Origin of the sequence: Deinococcus psychrotolerans, from assembly GCF_003860465.1 — a bacterium.
In the GTDB taxonomy this organism is placed as follows: domain Bacteria; phylum Deinococcota; class Deinococci; order Deinococcales; family Deinococcaceae; genus Deinococcus; species Deinococcus psychrotolerans.
In genome coordinates, this window is the sequence record NZ_CP034183.1 from 2652217 (window position 1) to 2676931 (window position 24715).

Sequence of the window (24715 nt, forward strand, 5' to 3'; positions counted from 1 at the left end):
CGCTTTGTCTGGCGGGGCTTTTTTTTGCGCCTCTTTTTTGGGTACTCTGCGGCTTGATGTTCACCTTTGCCGAAGCCGCCACCCTGAGCGCCGCGCGAGTCGGCCAAGAAACCCATTTGCTGGCCCGCTTCGCCGCCCGCCTGCCCGCCGCTTTTGTGCTGGAGGCCGAGTTCGAGGAAGCGTTTTACCGCCGCGCCAACTTGCCTGAGCAGCTCGGCAAGTTGTTTGCGCCGATCAATCCGAGGCGCATCGACGAAGACCTGCTGGAAACTTTGTGTGCGCGGGCCACGCCACTGGTTCGCACCTCGGCGCTGATGGACGACAGCGTGCAGTTGCTGCTGCGGGCCGTCAAGAACGCGGGCCTTGCCAGCGGCGAGTTTCATCTGCGCCGCCCCACTGAGCGCCGCAGCGAGGGCGGCGAAGCGCGGCCCCCCAGCAATGAAGTTTTGTTTGCCCTCAAGCGCCTGTGGGCCACCGATTGGACGTTCGAGGCGGTGCTGGCCCGGCTGGACGGATCAAGCAGCATAGCTTTAGAAGCGCGTCCGGTGCTGATCTTTGCTGGCCCCGCCGGACGCCCTGACCCCGCGCTGGCTGAGGAACTCGGCATGTTTGAGGCGTGGCGCAGCGCGGCGGGCTTGGTCGGCCTGGCTTGAGGGCGGCTCAGCGCCTGCACGCTCTGCCGTTCGGCGTTATCGGAGCGCTGCTGTTTCTGAATGTTTATGCGCCGCAAAGTTTGCTGCCGGTGCTGGCGCGTGAGTTCGGGGTCAGCTCGGCGCAGGTCGGCACCGTTATCGGCAGCACGACGCTGGCAATGGCGCTGTTCGCGCCGTTTGCGGGTTTGATCGCTGACGCATTGGGACGGCGGCGGGTGACGCTGGGAGCTTTCGCGCTGCTGCTGTTGCCCAGTCTGCTGGCCACTCAGGCCCAAACGCTTTCGGCGCTCAATCTGGCCCGCTTCGCGCAGGGGTTGCTGATTCCACTGGTGATGGTGGCCGTCAGCGCTTACCTGGCCGAGGAAGCTCCGCCTGCCCGCTTTGCTCAGCTGCTGACCGCTTATGTGACTGGCACCATCGTGGGCGGCTTCGCGGGGCGGCTGCTCAGTGGCGTGGCCGAACACGCGGGCAACTGGCACCTGGCGTTCTGGCTACTGCTGCTGACCAATCTGCTGGGCGTGGGCGCGGCGCTCGTGGGAATGCCCAGAGAGAAGCACTTCATCCCGCAGCGACGCCCACGAGAAGCTGGGCGCATTCTGGTCAATCACCTGCGAAATCCGGCGCTCCTGCTGACCTGCGCGGTGGGATTCCTGATTTTGTTTGTGCTGGTGTCGGTCTTCAACACCGTGACTTTGCGGTTGGCTGCGCCGCCGTACTCGCTGGGCAGCGGCCCGATTGGGCTGATTTTCGCGGTGTACCTGCTGGGCGCAGTGGTGACGCCCGTGACCGCTCCGGCACTGGCGCGGCGTGGGCCGTTGTGGGCGCTCCAGGCCGCCGTGCTGACCAGTCTGGCGGGGTTGTGCCTGACCCTGCTCACGTCACTGCCGCTGCTGATCGCCGGCTTGGCGGTGGCGGCTTGCGGGGTCTTTCTGGCGCAGGCGGCGGCGCTCAGCGCGGTGCAGAGCAGCATTCAGGGTGGGCGCAGTCTGGCCAACGGCCTCTACAACTTCGCTTACTACGGCGGCGCGTCGGTGGCCAGCGTGTTAGCGGGCGCGGCCTATGACTGGCGCGGCTGGAACGCGGTAGCAGCTCTGTGCATGGTCGCCATGCTGGGAGCCGGATGGGTGGGGCAGCGGGGCTGGCGCAACAGTGCGGCGTGAAAGCTAACCGTGTTGCCAAACGAAAAGCGCCCCCGCAGGAGCGCCCCTTGTGTTGAATAGAGTTCAGCGGTTGACGATGTGAATGGCCTGCTTATGCACCGCTTCCGCCGCTTCCAGTACACTTTCACCCAAGGTCGGGTGGGCGTGGATGGTCAGGGCGATATCGCTGGCGGTGGCGGCCATCTCGAGGCCGAGGCTGGCTTCACCCAGCATGTCTGAGGCGTGCGGCCCCACGATATGCACGCCCAACACCAAGTCGGTGCCTTCCTCAGTGATCATCTTGACGAAGCCGTCGGTGCTTTGCAGCGTCATGGCGCGGCCCGAAGCGGCAAACGGAAACTGCCCGGTCTTGATTTTGTAGCCCTTTGCGAGGGCTTCTTCTTCGGTCAGGCCCACCCAAGCCAGTTCCGGCGAGGTGTAGACCACGCCCGGAATGGCCACCGGGTCCATCTCGGCAGGCTCGCCCGCGATGACTTCGGCCGCCACCAAGCCCTCCTTCATGGCTTTGTGGGCCAGCATCGGGTTTCCGGCCACGTCGCCGATGGCGTAGATGTGCGGCACGTTGGTCTGCATCTTGCTGTTGACGGTAATAAACCCGCGCTCAACGGCGATGCCCAGCCCTTCCAAGTTCAGCCCCGCGCTACGCGGACGGCGGCCCACCGACACCAGCACCCGGTCATAAATCTCGCTGCGCTTCTCGCCGGTCTTGACGTCTTCGAGTTCCACTTTCAGCGTGCCGTCAGGCTGCTTCTCGGCTTTGTTGGCTTTGGTCTGGGTCTGTACTTCGATGCCCTGCTTTTCCATGGCTTTGCGGAACGCCGCCACCGCGCCCCGGTCGGCCCCCGGAATCACGTCCGGCAAGAACTCGATGATTTTGACTTTGCTGCCCATGTTGTTGTAGATGTGGGAGAATTCAAAGCCGATCACGCCGCCGCCGACGCACAGCATCCGGGCCGGAACCGGGTCGGGAATGACGAGCGCCCCGGTGGAGTCCACGATACTGACCTGATCGACGTCCAGCCCCGGCAGCTTGGCCGGTTCCGAGCCGGTGGCGACGATAAAGTTGCTGGCGGTGTAGGTCTTGTCGCCCACCTTGATGCTGTGGGCGTCCACGAACACCGCTTCGCCGACAAGGTGCGTGACTTTGTTGGCCTTGAACAGCCCGCCCACCCCGCTGGTCAGCTTGGTGACGATGCCGTCTTTCCATTTGTTGAGCTTGCCGATGTCGAGTTGGGTGCCGGAAAAGGTCAGCCCGAACTCGGCGGCGTGCTTGCTGGCGGCCAGTTCGTCGCCCGCGTGCAGCAGCGCTTTGGTGGGAATGCAGCCGACGTTGAGGCACACTCCGCCCAGGTATTCTTTTTCGACGCAGGCCACTTTGAGGCCGAGCTGCGCTCCCCGAATCGCCGCGTGATACCCGCCGGGGCCAGCGCCGATAATGAGGACATCAAAATCCATTGCTTTGGTCATGGCTCAGTTTAACGCGGCGGGGCGCTTCAGAGAGTGACGCATTTGAGAAGTCAGTACGTAGAGATTGACAAGTTAGGGGCGTAAGTGACTGATTTGTGCGCCTTAGCCGAACAAGCCGTTTCCTGCGATGCGATGTTTGCCGCTAGGCCGCTGGGCGCGGCCAGACTTGCTACAGTCAAGTATGAACCAACCTGCATCCACCCGCGCTCCAGGCCGCTTCAACCTTGCGGCGCTGTTTTTGTCGCAGTCGCTGGCGACGGGGGCCACCACTGCCAGCACCGTGCTGGCCTCGCTGGTGATGAGCGCGATGGGCCGAGAGGCTTGGGTGGGGCTGCCCAGCACGCTGGTGACGCTGGGCGCGGCGGCTTCGGCAGGAGCTTTCGGGGCGCTCATGCTGCGCGGCAGGCGCGGAGGATTGGTCGCGGCCTACTTGCTGGGCGTGGTGGGCGCACTGGTGGGCTTTTGGGGCGCGTGGCAGCAGCAGGTCTTGGTGTTTTTGCTGGGCGCGGCGCTGGTCGGCATGTCGCAGGGCGGCTTTCAGCAGGCCCGCTACGCCGCCGCCGAAAGCGTGGCTCCTTCAAGGCGCGGCTTTATTATCGGCGCGATGATGTTCGCCTCGGTGCTGGGGTCGGCCTTTTCCACAGCGCTCAGCACGCCGCTGGCCGATTTTGCCTCTGGCCTGCACACCTCGGCGGAAGTGGTGGGCTGGCTGCTGGCCGCGCTGTTTTTGCTGCTGGGCGCGGGGCTAACCTCGCTGTGGCGGCCCCCCGCTCAGGTGGCGGTGCAGGAAGCCAGTCCGCAGGCCGCCAGCAAAGCCGCCCATGTCCCGATCAGCCACCCGCAAGTCTGGCCTGCCGCGCTGGCGGTGGCGGTGTCGCAGGGCCTGATGGTCACCTTGATGAGCCTAACGCCCCTGCGGGCGCACAACATGGGCATGGAGCATCCAGCCATCGCCGGACTCGTTACCATTCACATCGCCGGAATGTATGGCCTCGGCTGGCTGACTGGCCCGCTGATCGACCGCTTCGGGGTACGCTTCGGCTACCTCGCTGGCGCGGCCCTCTTGCTGCTGGCTGCCCTGAGCGCTCCGGCGGGGCGGCTGTGGCTGGCTCCCAGCATGTTTCTTTTGGGGCTGGGCTGGAATCTGGGCTTTTTGGCAGGCAGCAAAGCGCTGACCAACTTCCGGGGAGCGCAGGGCAAAGTGGACGCGCTGGCTTACCTGACCGCCGGAGTCGGCACCCTCAGCGGCGGGCTGATCCTCAACCGCTTCGGCTTCGAGCCGCTGGCGTGGGGGTGCGCCGCGCTGAGTGCGCTGCTGCTGATCAGCGCTTGGTACGGAGGCCTGAGCCGTCCGGCAGCGGCAGTAGCCACAGATGTGGCCGCAGATTGAGGGCGGCTGATCCCGTAGCATGGCAGACATGACCGCCGCGCCGACTTCCGCTCCTGCCACGCCCACGCCGACCCTGTTGTGGATCTCGCTGCTGACTGTCTATCTGGTGTGGGGCAGCACTTACTTCTTTATCAAAGTGGCCATCGGCTCGCTGCCGCCGCTGGGGATGCTGGGCCTGCGCTTTTTGGTGGCGGGCGCAGTGCTCTATCCGGTTTTGCGTTCGCGCGGTCTGCCCGCTCCCACCCGGCAAGGTTGGCTGTGGAGCGCTGTCATCGGCACGCTGCTGCTGTTCGGCGGCACGGGCCTGGTGACGCTGGCAGAGAGAAGCGCCAGCAGCTCGGTGGCGGCCATGATGATCGCCGTCAGCCCGCTGTTCGCCGCTCTTTTTGGGCGCATCTGGGGCGAGAAGACCGGTGGGCGCGAGTGGGCCGGTATCGGGGTGGGCTTACTCGGCATCGGGCTGCTCAACCTCTCGGAACTCCACGCCACGCCGCTGGCCGCCTTCTTGTTGCTGCTCGCTCCGATCTGCTGGACTTTTGGTAGCCAGTGGTCGCGTCACTTGCCGCTGCCCAGTGGCCTGATGAACAGCGCCGCCCAAATGCTGATCGGCGGGCTGGTGCTTTTGCTGCTCAGCGTCGTGTCGGGCGAGCGCTGGCATACCCCGACGGCGGCGAGTGCTTGGGCCTTGGTGTACTTGATCGTGTTCGGCAGCTTGCTGGCTTACAGCGCTTACACCTATCTGGTGATCCACACCCGCCCGGCGCTGGCAACCAGTTACGCTTATGTCAACCCACTGGTGGCGGTGCTGATCGGCGTCGGATTCGGCGGCGAGAGCCTGCGCCCGCTGGGGTGGGTGGCGCTGGCCGTCATCGTGGGCGGCGTGGGCCTGATGGCCTGGCCGCGCAAAATAGTCAAGGTGGCCGAAGCGCCCGCGTGAAGCTGGCCCGCTTTCCTCCCCACCTACCCATTCTCGCCCGTTCCCAGTCACCCCGCGCCACCCCTGATTCACTCCGCGCCGCTGCTGTGCTACAATCCTTGAGTTTGCCCATTTAAGGGCGAGTTGCCATGTCTGGCTGGCCGCGCCTCGGCGTTGGCCCCGCCGTGAGAAGGAGAAGTTTAATGAAGCGTACCTACCAACCCAACACCCGCAAACGCGCCAAAACCCACGGCTTTCGCGCCCGCATGAAGACCACCGCAGGCCGCGCCGTGCTGGCCCGCCGCCGCGCCAAGGGCCGCCAACAGCTCACCGTTGCCGACGAGAAGTAAGCCGCACGGCTGCGCTTCCCTGTAACTTATGTCCCCTTCCAGCGTCACTGACCCGGCCCCGCGCCCAGCAGTGGCGCTGACTTCATTGCGCGGCGAAAAAGAATTCCGCAAAGTTCGCCAGCATGGGCAAGTCGTCCGGCACGCGCTGTTTACCCTGCGCGTCACCGATTATCGCCCGCGCTACGGTGAAAAGTGGTTGCCCCGCGCCATGATTGGCATCGTGGTGCCCAAGAAGACCCTCAAGCTGGCGGTCAAGCGCAACCGCGTGCGCCGCCGCGTGCGCGAGGCGCTGCGAACCTTGCCGAGTTTGCCGCCTTGCCGCGCCACCATCTACCCCAACGAAGCGGCGCTCAAAGCCCCTTTTGCCGAGTTGCAAACGGCGCTGAACAAGGCGTTGTCGGGTGACTTCAAGGCCAAAAAGAAGAAGCCAGTGCCAAAAGTGCCCGCTTCAACCCAGCCAACCCGAACGGAAGCCAAACCGTGAGTGGGGCCTCTAAGCTGATGCTCGGGGCGGTGCGCGGCTATCAGCGCCACCTCTCGCCGCTCAAAGGTGCGCCGACTTGCCGCTTTACCCCGACGTGCAGTCAGTACGCCGCGCAGGCCATTGAAAAGCACGGCGCACTGCGGGGCGCTTGGCTGGCGACTTGGCGCATTGCCCGCTGTCAACCCTTCAACGCGGGCGGCTTTGATCCCGTGCCGGAGGTGTTTCCAAAGCCCCGTTCTCCGGTTGACCACCCCGCCCACTCAGATGCCGCAACTGCTCATCCCGTACCGCTGACCTCAGTCAAATCAGACCCGCCCGCTTCTAGCAAATGAGAGAGTGACACTATGACGAAACTTCCGCGCTCCGGCGCTCGCAAATGGCTTTACGGGACAATGGCAGCCGCGCTGGCCTTGGTGCTGACCGGCTGCGGTGTCGGTCAGCCAGGATCGTTCGGCCATGTGCTCCAGTCGGGCTGGATTCAGGCGGACGTTGAAGGCAACAAGAGCGTAATCGCCCAGACTAACCTCGCTGATGTGGTGTTCAACTACAAAGGTGAAATCATCGGCTGGTACATCAAAGTCAATCCCGGCTCGCAGCTGATCAAGGAAAATGACGGAAAGTACAATTTTGACCAGCTTAAAGGCGGCCTCTCGATCAACTTGGTGGGCGGGCGCAACGGAACCGACAACAAAGCGCTGCTGATTAGTGGACGTAAAGCCTTGCAAGTCGCGCTGCCCGGCAACACCGCCGCGCCCACCGCCCAAGCACCAGTGACCACCAGTGACCTCAAGCAAAACCGCCTTGACGCCACCTTCGTCTATACGCAAGGCGGCGTGACCGTCACCAAAAAAGTGACGCTACATCCGCGCCAGTTCAGCATTCAGGCTGATGTGAACGTGGGCGGCGCGGGGGCCTACACCCTCAACTTTCCGGGTCTGGCCACCACCACCGACCCTGACGTCAAGGCGCTGGCGACCGGCACGGCCCTGCCCACCACCACGGCGGGCACGGTGGCGAGCGCCGCTTACGCCGCGCTGCAAACGCCCATCAGCGGGCTGTTTCACAACTCGCAGACCGCCGCCGCGCTGATCGTTCGCCCGCAGCAGGGTGGGCAGGGCGGCACGCCAGTGGCGGGGCCGCTGAACGTCACCACCACTGGTGGCACGGATGCCAACATCAAGGTCAATGCCGCTGGCCCGCTGTCGCTGGACGTGTACGGTGGCAAGAACGAGCTGGTTCACCTGTATCAGGGCGGCTATACCGAGTTGCCGGGCGTGTTTAGCCCCAACGTGTTTGGCTATATCAGCCTCTACATTGCCAAGTTCATGCTGTGGCTCTACAGCTTTTTCGGCAACTGGGGCCTGACCATCTTGGTGCTGACCGTGTCGCTGAGACTGCTGATCTGGCCCCTGATGCAGTCGCAGGGCCGCACCACCGCCAAGATGCAGATGGTTCAGCCGCTGATGAAGGAAGTGCAGGAAAAGTACAAGGACGACCCGGCCAAAGTGCAGGCTGAAACCATGCGCCTCTACCGCGAATACGATGTCAATCCGGTGGGCTGCCTGAGCATGTTCATTCCGCTGCCGATTTTGTTCGTTTTGTACGGCACCATTCGCAACTTTGAGTTCGATCAGGGCTTATGGTGGCTGCCCGACTTGTCTATTCCCGATCCGTTTTGGATTCTGGGTATCTTGTACGTTTGCGCCAACTTGCTGCAACTTTACGTCTCTACCCGTAAGTCGCCGCAGATGTTCAAGCAGCAATCGGTGATGTACTTGTTCTTCGCTTACTTCGCTTTGACCTTTCCGGCGGGCGTAACCCTCTACTGGATCATCGGTACTTTGATTGGCACCGGCCAGCAGTTCCTGATCAACAAGCAAGTCGAGTCGCATATGTCCGGCGGCCTGCAAAAAGTAGAGAAGAAAACCGCGCCGATTGGTTCTGGCACGACCACAGTCAATCTCGGCAAGAATGCCAAAGTCAGCACCGCTAAAGTGACCACCGCCAAAACCGTCACGGTTGAGCCGAGCGGCAAGCCTTCGGGCAGCAGCGCTCCGACCAAGCCCAGCGGTTTCCGTGCTGTGTTGGAACAGGCCGCCAAACAGGCCGCCGATCAGCAGCGTCAACAGCAGGAAAAGAAAAAGAGCTAAGAAATTCAGTGTTGCAACGGCTCCGCTCAGAAGTTTGGGCGGGGCTTTTTTGTTTGGGAAGATTCATCTTAGGTTCGCATCACCCTCTGCCATTCACCATTTACCACTCTCCACTTCCCGTATCCTTTTTGCATGACTGCTAAACCCTTCAAACTTCAAACCCTGATCGCCCAAGCGGCGGGTGGGCGGGTGGTTCGCACCGCCTTTATCGAAGCCGACGAAATTGACCGCCGCCTCCTGCATAACGACGAAATCAAGTCGGTGATGGCCGGCGGCTTTCCCGACGCTCGGCGGATTGTGCTGACCCTGCATCCGGCGCACATTCCTTCGGTGGACAGCGGCGTCACCGTTTACCGCGTCACTCCCCAGACTCCCGGCTGGGACGCGCAGGATTTCAGCGTGGCTCTGCGGCGCGAGGGCCTGCCCGAAGAAGCGGTAGGCGACGTGCGCGAGGAACGTGGCGGCTTTTTGGTGGCCACCACTGGCAAAGCTGCCAAAGCGCTGGCTGAGCTGAGTGCTTTAGGCGGGCGTGAAGTGGACATAGAGGAAGTGGGGGAGAGCGCGGGGCGCGGCGCGAAGGTGCGCGAAGTGGTGGTGCCGTCCATGCGAATTGACGTGGTGGGAGCCAAAGGCTTCGGGGTCAGCCGTGCTTACTTTCAGCAGGGCGTAGAAACCGGAAAAGTGCGCCTGAACGGGCAAGTCGCCCGCGCCAGTGCCGAGATTCGGGAAGGGGATAGCCTCGCCGCTGAAGGACTGGGCCGCATTGACTTTAAGCGCGTGGTCAACGAAACGCGGCGCGGGAATTACAAAGTCGAGTTGAATGTAGAGAAATGAGCGAGAGAGATGAAGCAGTGATTTCTTATAGTGCTGATCCTCAAACACTCATGCCCGAACAATTGACGGGCTTTTTTGTGGGCTGGCCCAATCCACCTTCGCCTGAAACATTGCTTCGGCTCCTGCAATCGAGTTACCGCGTAAGCCTCGCTTGTGACGGTCAAAAGGTGGTGGGGTTCGCCAACGCCATCAGTGACGGCGTGCTGAGCGCTTACATTCCGCTGCTTGAAGTCTTGCCCGACTATCAGGGGCGCGGCGTTGGCAGCGAGCTGATGCGGCGGCTTCTGGCTGAGCTGGATCACCTGTACATGGTGGACGTGATGTGTGACGACGAGGTGGCTCCGTTTTATGAGCGCCTCGGCTTGCGGCGGGCTGGTGGACTCATTCAGCGCAACTACGCGCGGCAGTCTGGCCAAGAATGAGGCGGCGCGGGAATGAACAAGTAGAGATGTGATGTCAGCCAAAGCCAGATTCGCTACGAGATCTGGCAGGGCGAGTCTTTGGAACGGTACTGTGCGCCGGATATTTGCCGTCAACGGATGAGCAGAAATTGATCAGCAACGGTTACAGGTTTGTAAGTAGCTGAGTTCTCACGCCCGCCCGCGACTATGGCCCGTACCTATCCCGCCCGCGATCAGGTGCGCGGCCCGCAGCGGTTCGGGGATATTGCCGGTCAGTGTCAGGTGGTGCAGCGCCACCCCCGCGTCCTTAATGCTGAGGCCCACGCGCTGCACATACACGCTGCGCAGTTCTTCCATCGGCCCCAGCTTTTCAATGAGTCGCCATTTGCGTTTCCCGCCCGGCACTTTGTCCAGCAGCGCGGCGCGAATACGTTCCATATCCGGCTCGCGGCGGGCCACCACCATCACCGGCAGGCCCGTATCGCGGCTGAGCTTGTGGGCGTCCACCACGTTGAATCCGGCCAGTGCCACGCCCTGAAGCAAGATCAGATGCAGGTGGGGCCGGAAGAGGCAGGTGTCCACCAAACGGGTCAACTCGGCAGCACTGTTGCGCCCGTCGCGCCGCACCTTGCCTGATACGACGCCGTGCAGCGTGGTCTGGGCGTAGATGGTGCCGACAACCCGCACGTCGCCGCGCCACTCGCGCTCAAAGGGCAGGTCGTCAAAGCCGATGGCGTGGGTGAAAGCGGGCACTGTACCTCCTCAAATTCCTCTAACTCCCGCGCAGGTGCGGCAAGATGTCGTCGGGGATGCGGGCGATCTTGTAGTTTTTATCGGTGGTGATGTGGTGGGTCTTGCCGGTGGCGACCAGCGTTTCCCCGCATTTGAGGGTATAAGCAAAGGTCACGGCCCGCGACTGCACCGCCTCCACGGTGGTGCTCAGCGTCAGCAAGTCGTCGTAGCGGGCGGCGGCGCGGTAGTGCACCTCCAAGCTGGAGAGCATAAAGAACAGCCCCCGCGCTTCGATTTCGCTGTAAGGCACGCCTAATGTCCGCATCAGTTCGCTGCGTCCCACCTCGAACCAGATCGGGTAATTGGCGTGGTGCGCCACCGCCATCGCGTCGGTTTCGGCGTAGCGCACCCGAATTTCGCTGAGTTGCTGGATGGTCATCGTGTATACCCTCTGCTTATGGAGTTGTGTTTGTAGCTTTACCCGTAACCTTGCTCACCACTTCCGGTCATCCGCCGCGAAGAATTCCAGCAGGGGAGTGCGGCGCATCTTCACGGCGTGGGCGACTTGGCGCTGCAAATGGCCGCGTGCGTTGTGGAGGGCGTCGAGTAGACCTTCCATATCGCCCATAGACGAAATGTAAACGCGGGCCTGAACGAAATCCGGCGTGAGGCTGACTGCTTCCACCGTGACGATCATCGGGATGCGCGGGTCGCTGAGTTCGCCAATGGCGTCGCTCAGCACCCGGAGGAGCTGGGATTCGAGTTGTTGGGGCTTCACGGGTTGGTCCTGCGGAGACTCGGACTCAGGCGTGTCAAAGGGGCAGTACAGGAGGACTGTGTAGCAATCGCGGTGGAAAGCTGATTTTGTAGGCTCATAAAAATATCCTTTGTTGGTCAGGCGGAGTGCCGAGTTGAAGTTGAGTTATACCCTAAAGTAAAAAGCCGCCTTGGATGCCGTGACACTCACAGCTCCCAAAAGACCTTCACGTTCACCGGATGGGCAAACGCGCCGCTGTGCTCAATCCGAAAAATATCAGCATGGCCGATACAGTGTCGGTGATGACGGGGGCTCTCAGCCCCGAAGCATTAAGCGCCGACATGCTGGCGTAGCGCAGGCTCTGCTTACCGCCGCCCCGCTCTCCACACCCAGTACGCCAGCAGCGGTTGAAGCGGCAAGCGTGCCCACAGCGCCCAAGCGGGCAGCGGCTTAAACTCCTCAGCGTTCTGGGCCATATAGGCGTTGGCGGGAAAAACCGCCAGCAGCAGCGCCATTAGCCCCCAGCGGGCGGCGGGGCGGGTGGCGGGGTGGAGGAGTCCCAAACCGCCCGCCAGTTCTGCCGCGCCGCTGATGAGCGTGGCGGTGCGCGGCGGCATCGGCACGAACGGCGGCACGATGGAATCGAAGATGTGGGGGCGCAAAAAGTGCAGCGTACCTGCCGAGATAAAGACAGCCGCCAGCAGCAAGCTGGAAGGAGTATTGCCAAGGTTCGTTTTGTACATCTTCAAAGTATGCCCGTCAAAGCCCACAAAAAAACCGGAAAGGTATTTAACCCTTCCGGTTTTTTGATTGGTCTTTAAGCTAGGGCTTACTCGCTGGGCTTGTCGCTTTCAGTGTTGGTCGCGGGCACGTCGTCTTTCTTGTCGGTGCCGAGGCCGAACTGCGCAAACAAGTCGGCGTACACGTCACCGAGCTTGGTGCTGATCTTGCCGCCGCCCTGCTGGGCATCTTTGGCGTTGAAGCTGTACTCGAAGTCGCCGCCGCGCCGTCCACCGCGTCCGCCGCCGCCACCGCGAGCGCCGCCCTGCTGGGGGCTGCCGAAGCTGGGAGTCCGGCTGCCGCCGCCCTGCGAGACGAAGTCGCCGCCGCGTGCCGGTGCGCCGCCGAGGGCACGCCGACGCGACAAGCTGGCCCGCTGCTCAACGGGGTCGATGTTCAAGATGACGGCTTCGATGTCGTCGCCCTTCTTGAACAAATCAGCTGGGTTGTTGACGCGCTGCAAATCGAGTTCGCTGATGTGAATCAGGCCCTCGATGCCTTCTTCGATTTCCATAAACACACCGAAATCGGTGAGGCCAGTGACTTTACCCTTGACCGGCGTGCCGGGGGGGAAGCGGTCAGGCAAGCTGCTCCATGGATCGTCGGTGGCCTGACGAAGACCGAGGCTGATGCGGCGGTCTTTGGGATCGATCCGCAGGATGATGGCTTCCACTTCGTCGCCCTCTTTGAGGACTTCATTGGGGTGGCGCACCCGCTTGGTCCAAGACAGCTCGCTGACGTGAACGAGGCCTTCCAAGCCCGGCTCGATCTCGACGAACGCGCCGAAGTTGGTGAGGTTGGTGACTTTGCCCACCACTTTCTGGCCGATGGTGTACTTGTCGATGGCGCTTTCCCAAGGGTCGGTGGTCAGCGCTTTCATCGAGAGGTTGATGCGGTCGCGGCCCGGATCGACGTCGATGACCTGCACCTGCACCTTGTCGCCGACTTTGACCACGTCACGGGGGTGATTGAAGCGCCCGTAAGTCAGCTCGGAGCGGTGAACGAGGCCGTCGATGCCGCCGAGGTTGACGAACACGCCGAAATCGGTGATCTCGACCACGTCGCCTTCAAACTGTGCGCCGGATTCGAGTTGACCCATGGTGCTCTCGCGGGCCTGAGCCTTCTGAGCTTCCATGATGGCGCGGTGCGAGATGATCACGCGGTTGCGCTTGCGGTTGAGCTCGATCAGTTTGACTTCAAGCGGCTTACCGACGTAGGGGTCAAGGTCATTGACTCTACGGGTATCCACTTGGCTGGCCGGGAGGAAGGCCCGAATGCCGTCAATCATGGCCACCAAGCCGCCGCGCACCTTCTCGACGATGTCCACTTGGAACGATTCGTCGCGCTCCTGCACGCCCGCCAGCACGCGCCAGCCTTTATCCTGCTCGGCCCGCTTCTTGCTCAGCACGATCTGGCCGTTGGCGAGGTCGCTTCTGACCACGTAGGCTTCGATGCTGTCGCCGGGCTTGTACATCTGCTGGGCTTCTTCCAATGTCACCGGCTCGTCACCGAGCTGGTTGAACGGAATGACGCCCTCGATCTTCGCGCCCACATCTACGGCGATGCCTTCGCTGCCGATAAAGACCACGGTGCCGGTGACCACGTCGCCCCGTGAGGGTGCGGACGAATCTTGGTTCTCGGTATCGAGGGTCGCCAGCACGTCTTCCATGGTCATGGCCGGGTAGTCGTCGTCGCTGCGCTCTTGACGAGCAGTCGCGGCGGGCTTGGCCTGAGCAGGAGCAGCTTGAACAGGCTGAGCGGGCGCGGCCTGCGGAGCTTGCGCTTCCGGTGCCTTCGCTACTTCTGGCGCTGCTTCAACCTGCGGCGCGGCCCCTTGAGGCTGCGCTTCGGTGCTGTTGCTGTCCATGTTGGCTTGGCCGGCGTCTGCGGTGCTCGTATCGGCGGCGCTCATGTCGGTGGCGGCGGGCGTGGTGGCGCTGCCCTGCGCCGTATCGGTGGTGGGCTGAGTGTCCCCGGCCTGATCCGGGGTGCGGCTAACTTGGTCTTCCACTTTGATGCTCCTCCTGGCAGCTCACACCTGAGTGCGGCTAACGCCCTAGTTTATCATTTTAGCGGGCTGCAAGCAAGCAATTTCGCCGCAAAAATCTGCTTCATGCTTGACAGGGTAGCCGCCTACTCTTATACTCTCTAGCGCTACTGTTTGAGCTAAGCCCTGACCGGTTTTCTCGAAATTTCGCTGGGGCATCGTCTAATGGCAGGACAACAGTCTCTGACACTGTCGATCAAGGTTCGAGTCCTTGTGCCCCAACCAAAGCACAAAAGCAGCAGCAGATCAGCCCGCCACGTGCGGGCTTTTTCGTGGCTTCGGGGCGCATTCCCTGGGTGAAGGCGCTCAGATTTCCCCAAAAGGTGAACTTGGGTGGCCTAGTCTTCAAGAGGCAGACATCATCAGAACTTCATCAAAAGTTTATCAAATCCAGTTTAAAAAACAAACTGGGACACCGTTTCGTCAGGCCCGCTCTGATAAGCTGAGGGCATGACGAACGCTCAACCTTCACAGCCCCAGCCTTCAGAGCACGATGTGGTGATTATCGGCGGCGGCCCCGCTGGACTGACGGCGGCGATTTATACGGGCCGCGCCAGCCTGAACACCATCATTTTGGAAAAAGGTTTACCGGGCGGCCAGATCGCCCAGACCGAAGAAGTCGAGAATTATCCGGGCTTCCCAGAGCCGATCAGCGGCCCCGAACTCGCCCAGCGGATGACCGAGCAAGCCGAGCGGTTCGGCGCAAAAATTGAAATGGAAGAAGTGCAGGGTGTGGAGCATCACCCGCACGGCGGCTTTTTGGTCAGGGGCTACAGCGGCACCTACCACGCCAAAGCGGTGATTTTGGCGACCGGCGCAAATCCCAAGCGCCTCTATGTGCCGGGCGAGGAGCAGTTCTGGGGCAAGGGCGTCAGCACCTGCGCCACCTGCGACGGCTTTTTTTACCGGGGCAAAAAAGTGGTGGTCGTCGGTGGGGGAGACGCTGCCGTGGAAGAAGGCCTGTTCCTGACCAAGTTCGCCGATGAAGTCACCCTGATTCACCGCCGCGACACCTTGCGGGCCAACAAAGTCGCTCAGGCCCGCGCCCTGGCGAATCCCAAAATGAAGTTCGTCTGGGACACCGCCGTCGAAGCTATTATCGGTGAAGACAGCGTCAGCGCTGTGCAGCTCAAGAACCTCAAAACCGGCGAGGAAAGCCGCTTTGACACCGATGGCGTGTTTATTTTTATCGGCCATGTGCCCAACACCGAGTTCCTGAAAGGCGTCGTGAAGCTGCGCGAAGACGGTTACGTGGACGTGCGCGACGACATCTTTACCAGCGTGCCGGGTATGTTCGCGGCGGGCGACATCAGCGATTATGTCTACCGTCAACTCGCCACCAGTGTCGGCGCGGGCACGCGGGCGGCCATGAGCGTGGAACGGATGCTCGCCGCGCTGGAGCTGGAAGAAAGCGCGGCGGACTGAAGCCCTGAGTTCACCGAAACCTTCCGACAAGCCCGGCGTCGCCTTTGAGCATCCTGATTTTTATGTCATCAGCAAGCCTGCGCTGTGGCTGACCCATCCGGTACGCGCCCGCGTGGATGTGCCGGATGTCTTGACTTTTTTGCAGCGCGAAACTGGCGAAATGAAGGTGGCCCCGCCTCACCGCTTAGACCGCGAAACCAGCGGAGCGCAGGTGTTTTCCCGCGACACCGACAGCGCTAGGCGCTTTTTCACTCTCTTTAAAGAACATCTGGTCGGCAAGAGCTACCTCGCTGTCGTTCACGGCTCGCCCAATTGGGACGCGTACACGCTGGACGCGCCGCTGGGCTTTGTCGGTCTGACCGGCAGCAACCAAATCCAGATTCGGCAGGGCGTGGTGCCGGACGGCAAACCGGCCACCACTGAATTCAAGGTGCTGGGTCGCCGAAACGGGTTTGCGCTGATTCACGCTTTTCCCCGCTCCGGGCGGCTTCACCAGATTCGGGCGCACCTGTCGCATCTGGGGTTGCCGATGGTCGGCGACAAGATTTATGGTCGCGACCCCGAGGTGTTCTTGGACTTTATCCAGAGCGGGCAAACGGACGAGCTGACCCGGCGGTTGCTGCTGCCCCGCCAAGCTCTGCACGCCCACAGCATCTCGTTCGGCTGGGACGGAGCGCAGGTGCGGGTGGAAGTGCCATTGGCGGCGGATTTGCAAGCGTTTTGGGATGGGCTCGGAGAGGGCCAAGAAGCTTGATCCCTGCCTGCTCCCGTTTCGCGTTGCCACTTACCGCCCACCACTCCCTGTAAACTCCCTTATGACCAACACTGCTCATCCCTACGACACCGTTTTGCCGGATTCTCTGCGCCACGCCGATAATTACAAATGGACGAAGTTCGGCGATGACGTGTTGCCGATGTGGGTGGCCGATATGGATTTTCCAGTGGCCCCAGCTATTCTCAGCGCCCTGCAAGGCCGGCTGAGCCGCTCGGTAGGCTACCCCCAAATGCCCGGCGACCCCACGCTGAAGGCCCAATTGATTGCCAAACTCGCCAAGGACGGCCTGAGTGATTTGACATCCGAAGGCGTGGCTTTTTTGCCTGGCGTGGTGCCCGGCCTCTACGCCGCCGTGCAGGCCCTGACCGAGGTCGGCGACGAGGTGCTGACGGTCACGCCGACTTACCCGCCGTTTCTGAGTGCCACCACTGATCAGGGGCGGGTGCTGAACGCCGTGAAACTGATCGAGGGCAAAGCAGGTTGGACGATGGATTTTGCGGCGTTGGAAGCCGCCATCACTCCCAAAACCAAGTTGCTGATGCTGTGTCACCCGCACAATCCAACCGGACGGGTCTGGACGCGCTCCGAGTTGGAGCAGTTGGCTGAGTTCGTTCTCAAGCACAAGTTATACGTCGTCACCGACGAGTTGCACGCCGATTTGCGTTTTTCGGACGCGCCGGACTACGTTCCGTTCGCGGCCATCAGTCCCGAAGTTGCTCAGCGCACCATCACGCTGACGGGGCCGTGCAAGGCCTACAACACGGCGGGCCTCAGCATCGGCGCGATGATCAGCCACAACCCCGACTTGGTTGCCAAGCTGGAAAAAACCACCCACGGCACCATGGGCCACCCCAGCGCCCTGAGCGTCACCATGTGGCAAGCCGCGCTGAGCGGCGGGGCCGAGTGGCTGGCCGACACGCTGAAGTATCTCCAGGCCAACCGCGACTTCCTGAGTGAATTTATGGCCCGCGAGCTGCCGCAGGTGCCGTACACGCCGCCGGAAGCGACTTACCTCGCGTGGCTGGACTTGCGCTCGCATCCCCGCGCCGCCGACATCCAACAATTTTTGCTGGAAGAAGCCAAGCTGGCGCTGAACGATGGCCTGACCTTTGGCGAGGGGTATCAGGGCTTCGTGCGCCTCAATTTTGCCACCAGCCGTGAGCTGCTGCAAGACGGCCTGGAGCGGCTGGCAAAAGCCGTCAAGGCGTAAGCGAGGCCGCTCTCAAGTGGTGTTTGCAAACTGCGCCAAATGCTCACGGCGCAGTTTTTGCATTCCCTCGCCAACGCTGTTTTCAGTGCGGGGCAAACTGGACTCCTGCCGGTACGCCTCGCCCACCGGACGGTACTCGAAACTCCACTCGCTGATGGCCAGCACAATGGGCAGCAGGGCAATTCCTTTCTCGGTCAAGCTGTAAATCACTTTTTGCAAGTGGCTGGGATCATCCGCCTTGGTGATGACGCCCTCCGCGAGCAGCATTTTGAGGCGGTCTGCCAGAATATTCGACGAAATACCCTCGGCAGAATGGAGAAGCTCGCGGTAATGCCGTTTGCCGTTGAACATCAAATCGCGCACGATCAGCAGCGTCCATTTATCGCCGAAAATATCCAGACCCAGACTGACCGGGCAGCCTGATCTGGGTTGTTGAGACGGTTGGGCCATGCTTGATTCTCCTACTGCTTGCATTATCGCAGCAGTTCGGCTAAGGTTCAACTGGTTGTAAAACGCAACTGCTTTTGAAGCAGTGTCCATCCTTATTTCGCTCAGCATCAGGAGGCTTTACCATGCAAACCAATTCAGAACTTCTCTCCAGTCTGCCCACCGATACCCGTTTAGCAGGCCAAACGGCCGTTGTCACCGGCTCGACCAGCGGTATCGGTGAGGCGATCGCCCGTGTGCTGGCCGCATCAGGAGCCGAAGTGGTCGTCAGTGGACGTGACGCTGCCCGCGCTCAGGGCGTGGTGGACGCGATAATCCAAGCGGGAGGCAAGGCGCAGGCGGTGGCCGCCGATCTGGCCGGTTCGTATGCCGATCTGCGCCGCTTCGTGCAGGAAGCCACGGCAGCGCTGGGCGGTCAGGTGGACATTCTGGTCAACAATGCGGGCGTTTATCCGGTCATGCCCACTGAGGCACTGCCCGACGCCGACCTTGACGCCATCTTGAACACCAATATCCGCGCTCCACATGTGCTGGTGGGAGCGGTTGCGCTGCAGATGGTCAAGCGCGGTTCGGGCCATATCGTTAACATCGGCTCTTGGATGGGCCGCGTCGGAACGGCCAACGGCGCGATGTATACGGCCTCCAAAGCGGCTGTCGAGCAGATGACCCGTAACTGGGCAGCCGAATACGGCCCGCGTGGAGTGCGTGTCAATACGGTGGCCCCCGGCGCGACCCTGACGCCCGGCAATGCTGCCTTCAGTGCGGTATTGGACGCCATGACGAGCGGCACCGTAGCGGGACGGCCCGTTCGCCCGATTGACATTGCCTATGCCGTGCGCTTTTTGGTTTCGGATGAAGCCGCCTTTCTTCACGGCAGTATTTTGGACGTGGACGGCGGGATGGTGAATACTCGGCTCAAGTTCTAAGCCAGAACCTTGAATCAGAACCGCTTAAGAACCTCCGAAACTGATTTGTTTAGTCGCTTCAAAGGAGAACCCATGAACGATTCCACCTTACCCGCCGCCCAAGCTGGAACATTTACCCTCGCTGGCCGCACTGTCAACCGGATGGGCTACGGCGCTATGCAACTGGCTGGAAAAGGCGTCTTCGGCCCGCCACGCGACATGGACGTGGCGCTGGCTGTACTGCGCGAAGCTTTGCAACTTGGCGTCAATCATATAGACACCAGCGATTATTACGGGCCGCACGTCACCAATCAGATTCTCAAAGACGCGCTGCACCCTTACCCAGATGACCTGCTGATCGTCACCAAGATCGGCGCACGCCGCCCCGCCGACGGCTCATGGGTGGGGGCCATGTCGCGCCAAGAGCTTATAGACGGTGTCCACAGTAATTTGAAAAATCTCGGTCTAGAAGCGCTGGACGTCGTCAATCTCCGCATGATGGGCGGCGGGGAAGATCACGGGCCAGTCGAGGAATCTGTCGCGGAGCCGCTGACTGTGCTGGCCGAACTGCAACAGCAGGGGCTGATTCGTCATCTCGGCCTGAGCAACGTCACCGCCGCGCAGCTCGCTGAGGCGCAGACCATCGCCCCAGTTGTTTGCGTGCAGAACCTGTACAACGTGGCGCACCGCGATGACGACGCCTTAATTGACGATCTGGCGCGGCAGGGCATTGCGTATGTGCCGTTTTTCCCGCTGGGTGGTTTCTCGCCGCTTCAATCGGGCACGCTGAACGCGGTGGCCGCTCGGCTTGAGACCTCACCCAACGCGGTGGCGCTGGCGTGGCTGCTCCAGCGTTCGCCCAATATTTTGCTGATTCCGGGCACCTCTTCGGTGGTCCACTTGCGCGAGAACGTCGCGGCGGCTTCGTTGACCCTCTCCGAGAAGGACTTGGCCGAGCTAGAGACCATCAGCGTCCAGTCAAACTGAGGTCACAACCCGCCCTTGAACGCCACGCCCTCTGCTCCTGCTTTCGGTCAGCAGGAAAGTCGTGAGGTCGACTGGCGAAGCAACTCCAATTTTGGCTTGCGGCTGTATGCAAAACAACGGCAATGAAACCGACTTGCTGACTTGCCCCAAAGGAGAACGCATGACCCTCGCCGATTACCGCACGCTGGGCCGCTCCGGCCTGATCGTCAGCCCGCTGGCGCTCGGCACCATGACCTACGGCGCTCAGCGCTGGGGTTCACCCGACGACGTATCCGAGGCGATTTTCAACGCTTACGTGGACGCGGGCGGCAACTTTTTTGACAGCGCTGACACTTATGCCAAAGGCCGCAGCGAGGAACTCCTGGGCCAGTACGTCAATAAGCGCGGTCTGCGCGAACAGGTGGTGCTGGCCACCAAGTTCACCTGGAACGCCGTGCCGGGCGTGCCGGTGATGAGCGGCAACAGCCGCAAGAACATTTACCGGGCGCTGGACGGATCGTTAAAGCGCCTCGGCACCGATTACATCGATCTGTACTGGCTGCACCACTGGGACTTGGTGACCCCAGTGGAGGAAGTGCTGCAAACGCTGGGCGATCTGGTGCGGGCGGGCCGGATTCGCTATTTCGGCTTTTCCAATGTGCCGGCCTGGTACGCGGCGCAGGCGGCCACGCTGTCGCAAGTTCACGGCGTGCCCGGCCCGATTGCTCTGCAACTCGAATACTCGCTGACCGAACGGGGCTTGGAGCGTGAACACGCCGGAGCTGCCCAGCAGTTTGGGCTGGGCATCACGCCCTGGAGTCCGCTGGCGGCGGGCTTTTTGGCAGGCAAGTACCTGCGCGAAACCCAGGGAGCCAGCGGCGAGGGCAGGCTCAGCGGCCCCAATCCGTTCGGCGACTCCAAGTTCACCGAATCTAATTGGGCGGTGCTGGACGTGCTGAGAGCCGTGGCCGACGAGGTGCAGCGCCCAGCCGCGCAGGTGGCTTTGGCTTGGGCTTCAGCGCAACCAGCCATCACTTCGCTGATTATTGGGGCCAGCAAAGTCGCGCAACTTGAAGACAATCTGGCCTCGCTGGAGATCATGCTGACGCCTCAGCAGCTTGAGCGCCTAGACAAGGCCAGCGCTCTGACACCCTCCACGCCGTCGTCTCTCCTCGCGCCCGGCATCAAAAAAATGATTTTTGGTGGTGCAACGGTGCGGGGCTGGCAGGAATAAGCACGGTTGAGTTACCCGCTCGGCGCTAACTTAAGGCATGCCCGAACTGCCGGAAGTCGAAACCACTCGCCGTAAAATTGAGCCGCTCTTGGTGGGCCGCGTCCTCACGCGCATCGAGCACGACGCGCCGCACAAATACACCGACACCCACAAAGCAGAAGGCCGCACCGTGACCGGCATCGGGCGGCGCGGCAAGTATTTGCTGCTGCAACTCGCCGCCGCAAAAGCTGCCAATACAGACGCTGCTGAAGATGAATGGGGTGATTTGGAACTGCTCGTTCACCTCGGCATGACCGGCGGCTTTCGGCTGGAAGCTGGGCCGCACACCCGTGTGACGCTGCACACCGATCAGGGCGCAGTGTATTTCAATGACGCCCGCCGGTTCGGCAAAGTGGCGGTGGTGAGCCGGGGCGATTACGCCGCTTTTCCCACCCTGCATCAAATGGGGCCGGAACCGCTCACGGACGATTTCAAAGAAGCCGAGTTCGTCAAGCTGGCGGCCAGCGCCGGAGCGGTCAAGCCGTGGCTGCTCTCGCAAAAACCGGTCTCGGGCGTGGGCAACATCTACGCCGACGAGAGCTTGTGGCTCAGCCGCATTCATCCGGCCCAGACCAAGCTCAATGCGGATGAGGCGGGGCGATTGTACGCGGCCATCCGGGAAGTGATGAAGGCGGCGGTGGAGGCGGGCGGCAGCAGTTTGGGCAGCGGCGGGGGTAACTACCGGCAGCACGACGGCGTTTCGGGCCTCTTTCAGCACGAGCACCACGTCTACGGCAAGGCGGGCCAGCCGTGCCCCCGGTGCGGCAGCGGTATCGTCAGGGTCGTGCTGGCTCAGCGCGGGACGCATTATTGCCCGCAGTGTCAGACGCGCAAAGAGCGCTAACGTGGGGGCATGAGCGATTCCAAGCCGTCTTCAGATTTGACTCAGCTGCGCGTTTCGTACACCAAGGGCGAACTGCGCCGCGCCGACCTCGCCGCCTCGCCTTTGGAGCAGTTTCAAGTCTGGTTTGCCGAGGCCCAGCAGAGCCGAGTCATTGAGCCTTACGCCCTGAGCCTCGCCACCGCCAATCCAGCGGGGCGGCCCAGCGTCCGCACAGTGCTGCTGCGCGGCGCAGAAGAGCGCGGGCTGAGCTTTTACACCAATTACGACTCGCACAAGGGACATGACCTCGACGAGAATCCGCAGGCCGAGCTGCTGTTTTTCTGGCCGGATCTGGAGCGGCAGGTGCGGGTATTCGGCTCCGTTCAGCGGGTCAGTGAAGAGGAATCGGCCACCTACTTTCACAAGCGCCCCCGCGAATCGCAACTGGCCGCCCACGCCAGTGACCCGCAGAGCGCTCCGATTGCGAACCGTGACGCCCTAGAAGCCAAACTCAGCGCTTTAGAAGCCCAGTATCCCGAAGGCCAAACCGTGCCCAAGCCCGACTTCTGGGGCGGCTACCGCCTTTTGCCTAGCGAGTGGGAGTTCTGGCAGGGCCGAGCCAACCGGATGCACGACCGCTTCGTGTACCGGCGGGCAGGGGAGAGCTGGAGCGTGGAGCGGTTGATGCCGTGAAGGGGAGTGGGTAGAAACAGCGGGCCTGATCTTTTCCCACCAACCGCTCACCACTCGCCGCAACTTCTCCCCTCCCAACCCCGTAACACTGGGTAGGAGGCTTCATGCTGTACCTGTTTTGTTTCATTGTGGGCGGCGGGCTGCTGGCTTTTTCGGTAATCGGCGGCCATGATCACGACTTCAGCGGTGGCGGGGGTGCGGACGCGGATGCGGGCGCTGAACACGGCCTCGGCGAAGTCGCCAGCTATTTTTCGCTGCGGGCCATCATCAGCTTCGTGGCGTTTTTCGGACTGGGCGGATTGGCGGCGCGGGGCCTGGGCCTCGGCGGGCTGACCCAACTCGGCTTCGCGCTAATTTGCGGCTTGCTGGTCGGCGCGTTCGCGGCGGTGGCGTTGCGTCTGGCCCGTACTCGCGGCGAAACCGACACTCACGCCTCCAAATTGGAAGGCCGCGTCGGTAAAGTGCTGGTGGCTCCGGCTTTGGGCCGGCTCGGCAAAGTCGAAGTCACGGTGGCTGGTCAAACCGAGCAGATGCTGGCCCGCAGTGACGACCCGCTGCTGCCCGGCGCGTCGGTGATTGTCATCGGCATCGCCGGCGGCGTGCTGGATGTCCGGGCCTGGGAGCTGCACAGCGCCGTGAGTGAAGGCGGGTGATGCCCGGCGTCCCCTATACCGCCTTTGCTGCCGCAAGCCCCGCTTGATTTCAAGGTGCTGATTCTCGACGCGCCGACGCTTCTCACCAACCCTCAAAGAAGGAATGACTTATGACTGGAACCATCGTTCTCGCGGCCATCGTCCTGTTCGGCATCCTCTTGGTGCTGCTGATGATTCGCACCCTGCTGATCATCGTGCCGCCCAACAAAGTGGTGGTCATCTCTGGGCGCTCGCGCGTCACGGCCGAGGGCGACTCGGTGGGCTACCGCGTCATTCGCGGCGGGCGAGCCTTCCGCATACCGCTCCTTGAAAAAGTGGCTTGGATGGATCTCACCACCATTCCGCTGGATCTACGCGTCGAAAATGCCTATTCCAAAGGCGGCATTCCGCTGACGGTTCACGCGGTGGCCAACGTCAAGATCAACGCCCACGAGCCGCAGCTGTCCAACGCCATCGAGCGGTTTCTCGACACCGACCGCAAACAGCTCACCAGCATCGTGCGCGACACCCTGGAAGGCAACTTGCGCGGCGTGGTGGCGACCCTGACGCCCGAAGAAATCAACGAAGACCGTCTGCGCTTTGCCGAGGGGCTGATCGGCGAGGCTGAACACGACTTGGGCAACCTGGGCATCAAGCTCGACACCCTCAAGATTCAAAATGTGTCGGACGCTTCGGGCTACCTCGACAGCATTGGCCGCCGCCAGACCGCCGACGTGCTCAAAGAAGCCCGCGTGGCCGAGGCCGAGCGCAACGCCGAAGCCACCGAATCGGAAGCCAAAGCCCGGCAGCGTGCCGAAGTGGCGCAGGCGATCAGCTCTCAGGCCGTGCTGGAGCAGCAAAACATGCTCCGCATCCGCACCGCTGAGCTGGGCGCAGTGGCCGCTTCCAAGGAAAACGAAGCCAAAGTCACCGCCGAACGCGCCCGCGTGGTGGCCGAGCAGCAACTCGAGCAGGAGCGTGTGATCCTGAATGCCAAGCGCTACGAAGCCGACGTGGTGGCCCCTGCCCGCGCCCAGCGCGAAGCCAAAATGCTCGAGGCCCAGGCCGCCGCCGCGCCGATCATCGAAGAGGGCCGCGCCAAAGCTGAAGCAGTGCGCCTCATGACCGAAGCCTTTCGGCAAGCGGGCAGTGAAGGCGAGCGGGCCTACATCCTCAACATGCTTCCCGGCATCGTTTCCGAGTTTGCCGGTGCGGTGCGCGGAATGCAGATCGACAAGATCACCGTGCTCGATTCGGGCTCGGGTCAGGCCACCCGCAGCGCCATCGGCACTCTGCCCGGCAATATCGTCTCGCTGATCGAGCAAGTCGAAAATGCTACGGGCGTGAATCTGCTGACTGCCCTGCAACTCCGCAGCACGCCCAGCGCCGCGCCGAATCTGCCGGTCAGCTCCGCCAACGACTAGAATCACCGTCCGTGAAAAGCC

The 24715-nt window shown here is 62.1% G+C and carries 27 protein-coding genes and 1 tRNA gene; 21 read left to right on the forward strand and 7 right to left on the reverse strand.

The features are described 5' to 3' along the window. Positions 1-56: 56 nt before the first annotated feature. Together EHF33_RS13080 and EHF33_RS13085 are read left to right on the forward strand one after the other, a co-directional pair. Positions 57-653: a hypothetical protein gene (locus EHF33_RS13080; protein WP_124872353.1), complete on the forward strand. Its 597-nt coding sequence runs from the start codon at positions 57-59 to the stop codon at positions 651-653. Continuing rightward, entirely contained in the window at positions 617-1813 is a 1197-nt protein-coding gene (locus EHF33_RS13085; RefSeq protein ID WP_241191173.1) for an MFS transporter, read from the forward strand. The genes EHF33_RS13080 and EHF33_RS13085 overlap by 37 nt, the downstream gene beginning before the upstream one ends. Positions 1814-1876: 63 nt before the next feature. On the opposite strand, the gene lpdA is transcribed toward EHF33_RS13085, so the two are convergent. Next, positions 1877-3280 carry a dihydrolipoyl dehydrogenase gene (gene lpdA / locus EHF33_RS13090; RefSeq protein WP_124872356.1) on the reverse strand — a complete coding sequence of 468 codons (1404 nt, stop codon included), beginning with the start codon at positions 3278-3280 and terminating at the stop codon, positions 1877-1879. Positions 3281-3461: 181 nt separating this feature from the next. On the opposite strand from lpdA, the gene EHF33_RS13095 reads away from it, so the two are divergent. The 8 genes from EHF33_RS13095 (at position 3462) to EHF33_RS13130 (ending at position 9826) form a co-directional block, all read left to right on the forward strand. Beyond that, positions 3462-4670: an MFS transporter gene (locus tag EHF33_RS13095; RefSeq protein ID WP_124872359.1), complete on the forward strand. Its 1209-nt coding sequence runs from the start codon at positions 3462-3464 to the stop codon at positions 4668-4670. 28 nt (positions 4671-4698) lie between these two features. Next, positions 4699-5607: a drug/metabolite exporter YedA gene (gene yedA, locus EHF33_RS13100; RefSeq protein WP_124872362.1), complete on the forward strand. Its 909-nt coding sequence runs from the start codon at positions 4699-4701 to the stop codon at positions 5605-5607. Between the two features lie 182 nt (positions 5608-5789). Further along, the gene (gene rpmH, locus EHF33_RS13105; RefSeq protein ID WP_124872364.1) at positions 5790-5936 is read left to right on the forward strand and encodes a 50S ribosomal protein L34; all 147 of its coding nucleotides are present in this window, start codon (positions 5790-5792) and stop codon (positions 5934-5936) included. Positions 5937-5964: 28 nt separating this feature from the next. Continuing rightward, positions 5965-6420, forward strand: a complete 456-nt coding sequence (gene rnpA / locus EHF33_RS13110) for a ribonuclease P protein component (RefSeq protein ID WP_164473479.1) — start codon at positions 5965-5967, stop codon at positions 6418-6420. Then, complete coding sequence (yidD, locus tag EHF33_RS13115; protein WP_164473480.1) at positions 6417-6752, forward strand: membrane protein insertion efficiency factor YidD; 336 nt, start codon at positions 6417-6419, stop codon at positions 6750-6752. The genes rnpA and yidD overlap by 4 nt, the downstream gene beginning before the upstream one ends. A 12-nt stretch (positions 6753-6764) precedes the next feature. After that, a complete protein-coding gene (locus EHF33_RS13120; RefSeq protein WP_241191174.1) occupies positions 6765-8570 on the forward strand; it encodes a YidC/Oxa1 family membrane protein insertase in 1806 nt (601 codons plus the stop codon). Between the two features lie 132 nt (positions 8571-8702). Next, complete coding sequence (locus EHF33_RS13125; protein ID WP_124872368.1) at positions 8703-9404, forward strand: S4 domain-containing protein; 702 nt, start codon at positions 8703-8705, stop codon at positions 9402-9404. Positions 9405-9454: 50 nt separating this feature from the next. Further along, positions 9455-9826, forward strand: coding sequence for a GNAT family N-acetyltransferase (locus EHF33_RS13130; RefSeq protein WP_241191175.1), 372 nt, complete (start codon positions 9455-9457; stop codon positions 9824-9826). A 168-nt stretch (positions 9827-9994) separates the two neighbouring features. Here the strand turns inward: EHF33_RS13130 and EHF33_RS13135 are convergent, their stop codons facing one another. The 5 genes from EHF33_RS13135 to EHF33_RS13160 form a co-directional block, all read right to left on the reverse strand. Next, a complete protein-coding gene (locus tag EHF33_RS13135; RefSeq protein ID WP_124872374.1) occupies positions 9995-10558 on the reverse strand; it encodes an endonuclease dU in 564 nt (187 codons plus the stop codon). A 19-nt stretch (positions 10559-10577) separates the two neighbouring features. Beyond that, complete coding sequence (locus tag EHF33_RS13140) at positions 10578-10976, reverse strand: acyl-CoA thioesterase (protein WP_124872377.1); 399 nt, start codon at positions 10974-10976, stop codon at positions 10578-10580. Positions 10977-11030: 54 nt separating this feature from the next. After that, on the reverse strand, positions 11031-11315 hold the full coding sequence (rbfA, locus tag EHF33_RS13145; protein ID WP_124872380.1) for a 30S ribosome-binding factor RbfA: 285 nt from the start codon (positions 11313-11315) through the stop codon (positions 11031-11033). 344 nt (positions 11316-11659) lie between these two features. Beyond that, complete coding sequence (locus EHF33_RS13155; protein ID WP_124872383.1) at positions 11660-12037, reverse strand: DoxX family protein; 378 nt, start codon at positions 12035-12037, stop codon at positions 11660-11662. A gap of 86 nt (positions 12038-12123) precedes the next feature. Then, positions 12124-13941 carry a 30S ribosomal protein S1 gene (locus EHF33_RS13160; RefSeq protein ID WP_124873186.1) on the reverse strand — a complete coding sequence of 606 codons (1818 nt, stop codon included), beginning with the start codon at positions 13939-13941 and terminating at the stop codon, positions 12124-12126. A 331-nt stretch (positions 13942-14272) separates the two neighbouring features. On the opposite strand from EHF33_RS13160, the gene EHF33_RS13165 reads away from it, so the two are divergent. From EHF33_RS13165 to EHF33_RS13180, 4 genes are all read left to right on the forward strand, one after another. After that, a tRNA-Gln gene (locus EHF33_RS13165) sits at positions 14273-14346 on the forward strand. 225 nt (positions 14347-14571) lie between these two features. After that, positions 14572-15546: a thioredoxin-disulfide reductase gene (trxB, locus tag EHF33_RS13170; RefSeq protein WP_124872386.1), complete on the forward strand. Its 975-nt coding sequence runs from the start codon at positions 14572-14574 to the stop codon at positions 15544-15546. Positions 15547-15550: 4 nt separating this feature from the next. Further along, a complete protein-coding gene (locus EHF33_RS13175; RefSeq protein WP_124872389.1) occupies positions 15551-16300 on the forward strand; it encodes an RluA family pseudouridine synthase in 750 nt (249 codons plus the stop codon). A 61-nt stretch (positions 16301-16361) separates the two neighbouring features. Further along, entirely contained in the window at positions 16362-17531 is a 1170-nt protein-coding gene (locus EHF33_RS13180) for a MalY/PatB family protein (protein ID WP_124872392.1), read from the forward strand. 12 nt (positions 17532-17543) lie between these two features. Here the strand turns inward: EHF33_RS13180 and EHF33_RS13185 are convergent, their stop codons facing one another. Further along, positions 17544-17981: a winged helix-turn-helix transcriptional regulator gene (locus tag EHF33_RS13185; protein WP_124872395.1), complete on the reverse strand. Its 438-nt coding sequence runs from the start codon at positions 17979-17981 to the stop codon at positions 17544-17546. Between the two features lie 122 nt (positions 17982-18103). Here EHF33_RS13185 and EHF33_RS13190 point away from each other — a divergent pair, with 122 nt between their 5' ends. The 7 genes from EHF33_RS13190 to EHF33_RS13220 all read left to right on the forward strand — a co-directional run bounded on the left by EHF33_RS13190 (position 18104) and on the right by EHF33_RS13220 (position 24694). Beyond that, entirely contained in the window at positions 18104-18904 is an 801-nt protein-coding gene (locus EHF33_RS13190) for an SDR family NAD(P)-dependent oxidoreductase (RefSeq protein WP_124872398.1), read from the forward strand. Positions 18905-18976: 72 nt separating this feature from the next. Then, positions 18977-19870, forward strand: coding sequence for an aldo/keto reductase family oxidoreductase (locus EHF33_RS13195; protein ID WP_124872401.1), 894 nt, complete (start codon positions 18977-18979; stop codon positions 19868-19870). A 106-nt stretch (positions 19871-19976) separates the two neighbouring features. Continuing rightward, complete coding sequence (locus EHF33_RS13200; protein ID WP_241191177.1) at positions 19977-21083, forward strand: aldo/keto reductase; 1107 nt, start codon at positions 19977-19979, stop codon at positions 21081-21083. 37 nt (positions 21084-21120) lie between these two features. Further along, positions 21121-21966 carry a DNA-formamidopyrimidine glycosylase gene (locus EHF33_RS13205; RefSeq protein ID WP_124872405.1) on the forward strand — a complete coding sequence of 282 codons (846 nt, stop codon included), beginning with the start codon at positions 21121-21123 and terminating at the stop codon, positions 21964-21966. A 9-nt stretch (positions 21967-21975) separates the two neighbouring features. Further along, positions 21976-22638, forward strand: a complete 663-nt coding sequence (gene pdxH, locus EHF33_RS13210; protein ID WP_124872408.1) for a pyridoxamine 5'-phosphate oxidase — start codon at positions 21976-21978, stop codon at positions 22636-22638. Between the two features lie 104 nt (positions 22639-22742). After that, the gene (locus tag EHF33_RS13215) at positions 22743-23291 is read left to right on the forward strand and encodes an NfeD family protein (RefSeq protein ID WP_124872411.1); all 549 of its coding nucleotides are present in this window, start codon (positions 22743-22745) and stop codon (positions 23289-23291) included. Positions 23292-23401: 110 nt separating this feature from the next. Next, on the forward strand, positions 23402-24694 hold the full coding sequence (locus tag EHF33_RS13220; protein WP_124872415.1) for a flotillin family protein: 1293 nt from the start codon (positions 23402-23404) through the stop codon (positions 24692-24694). Positions 24695-24715 lie beyond the last annotated feature (21 nt).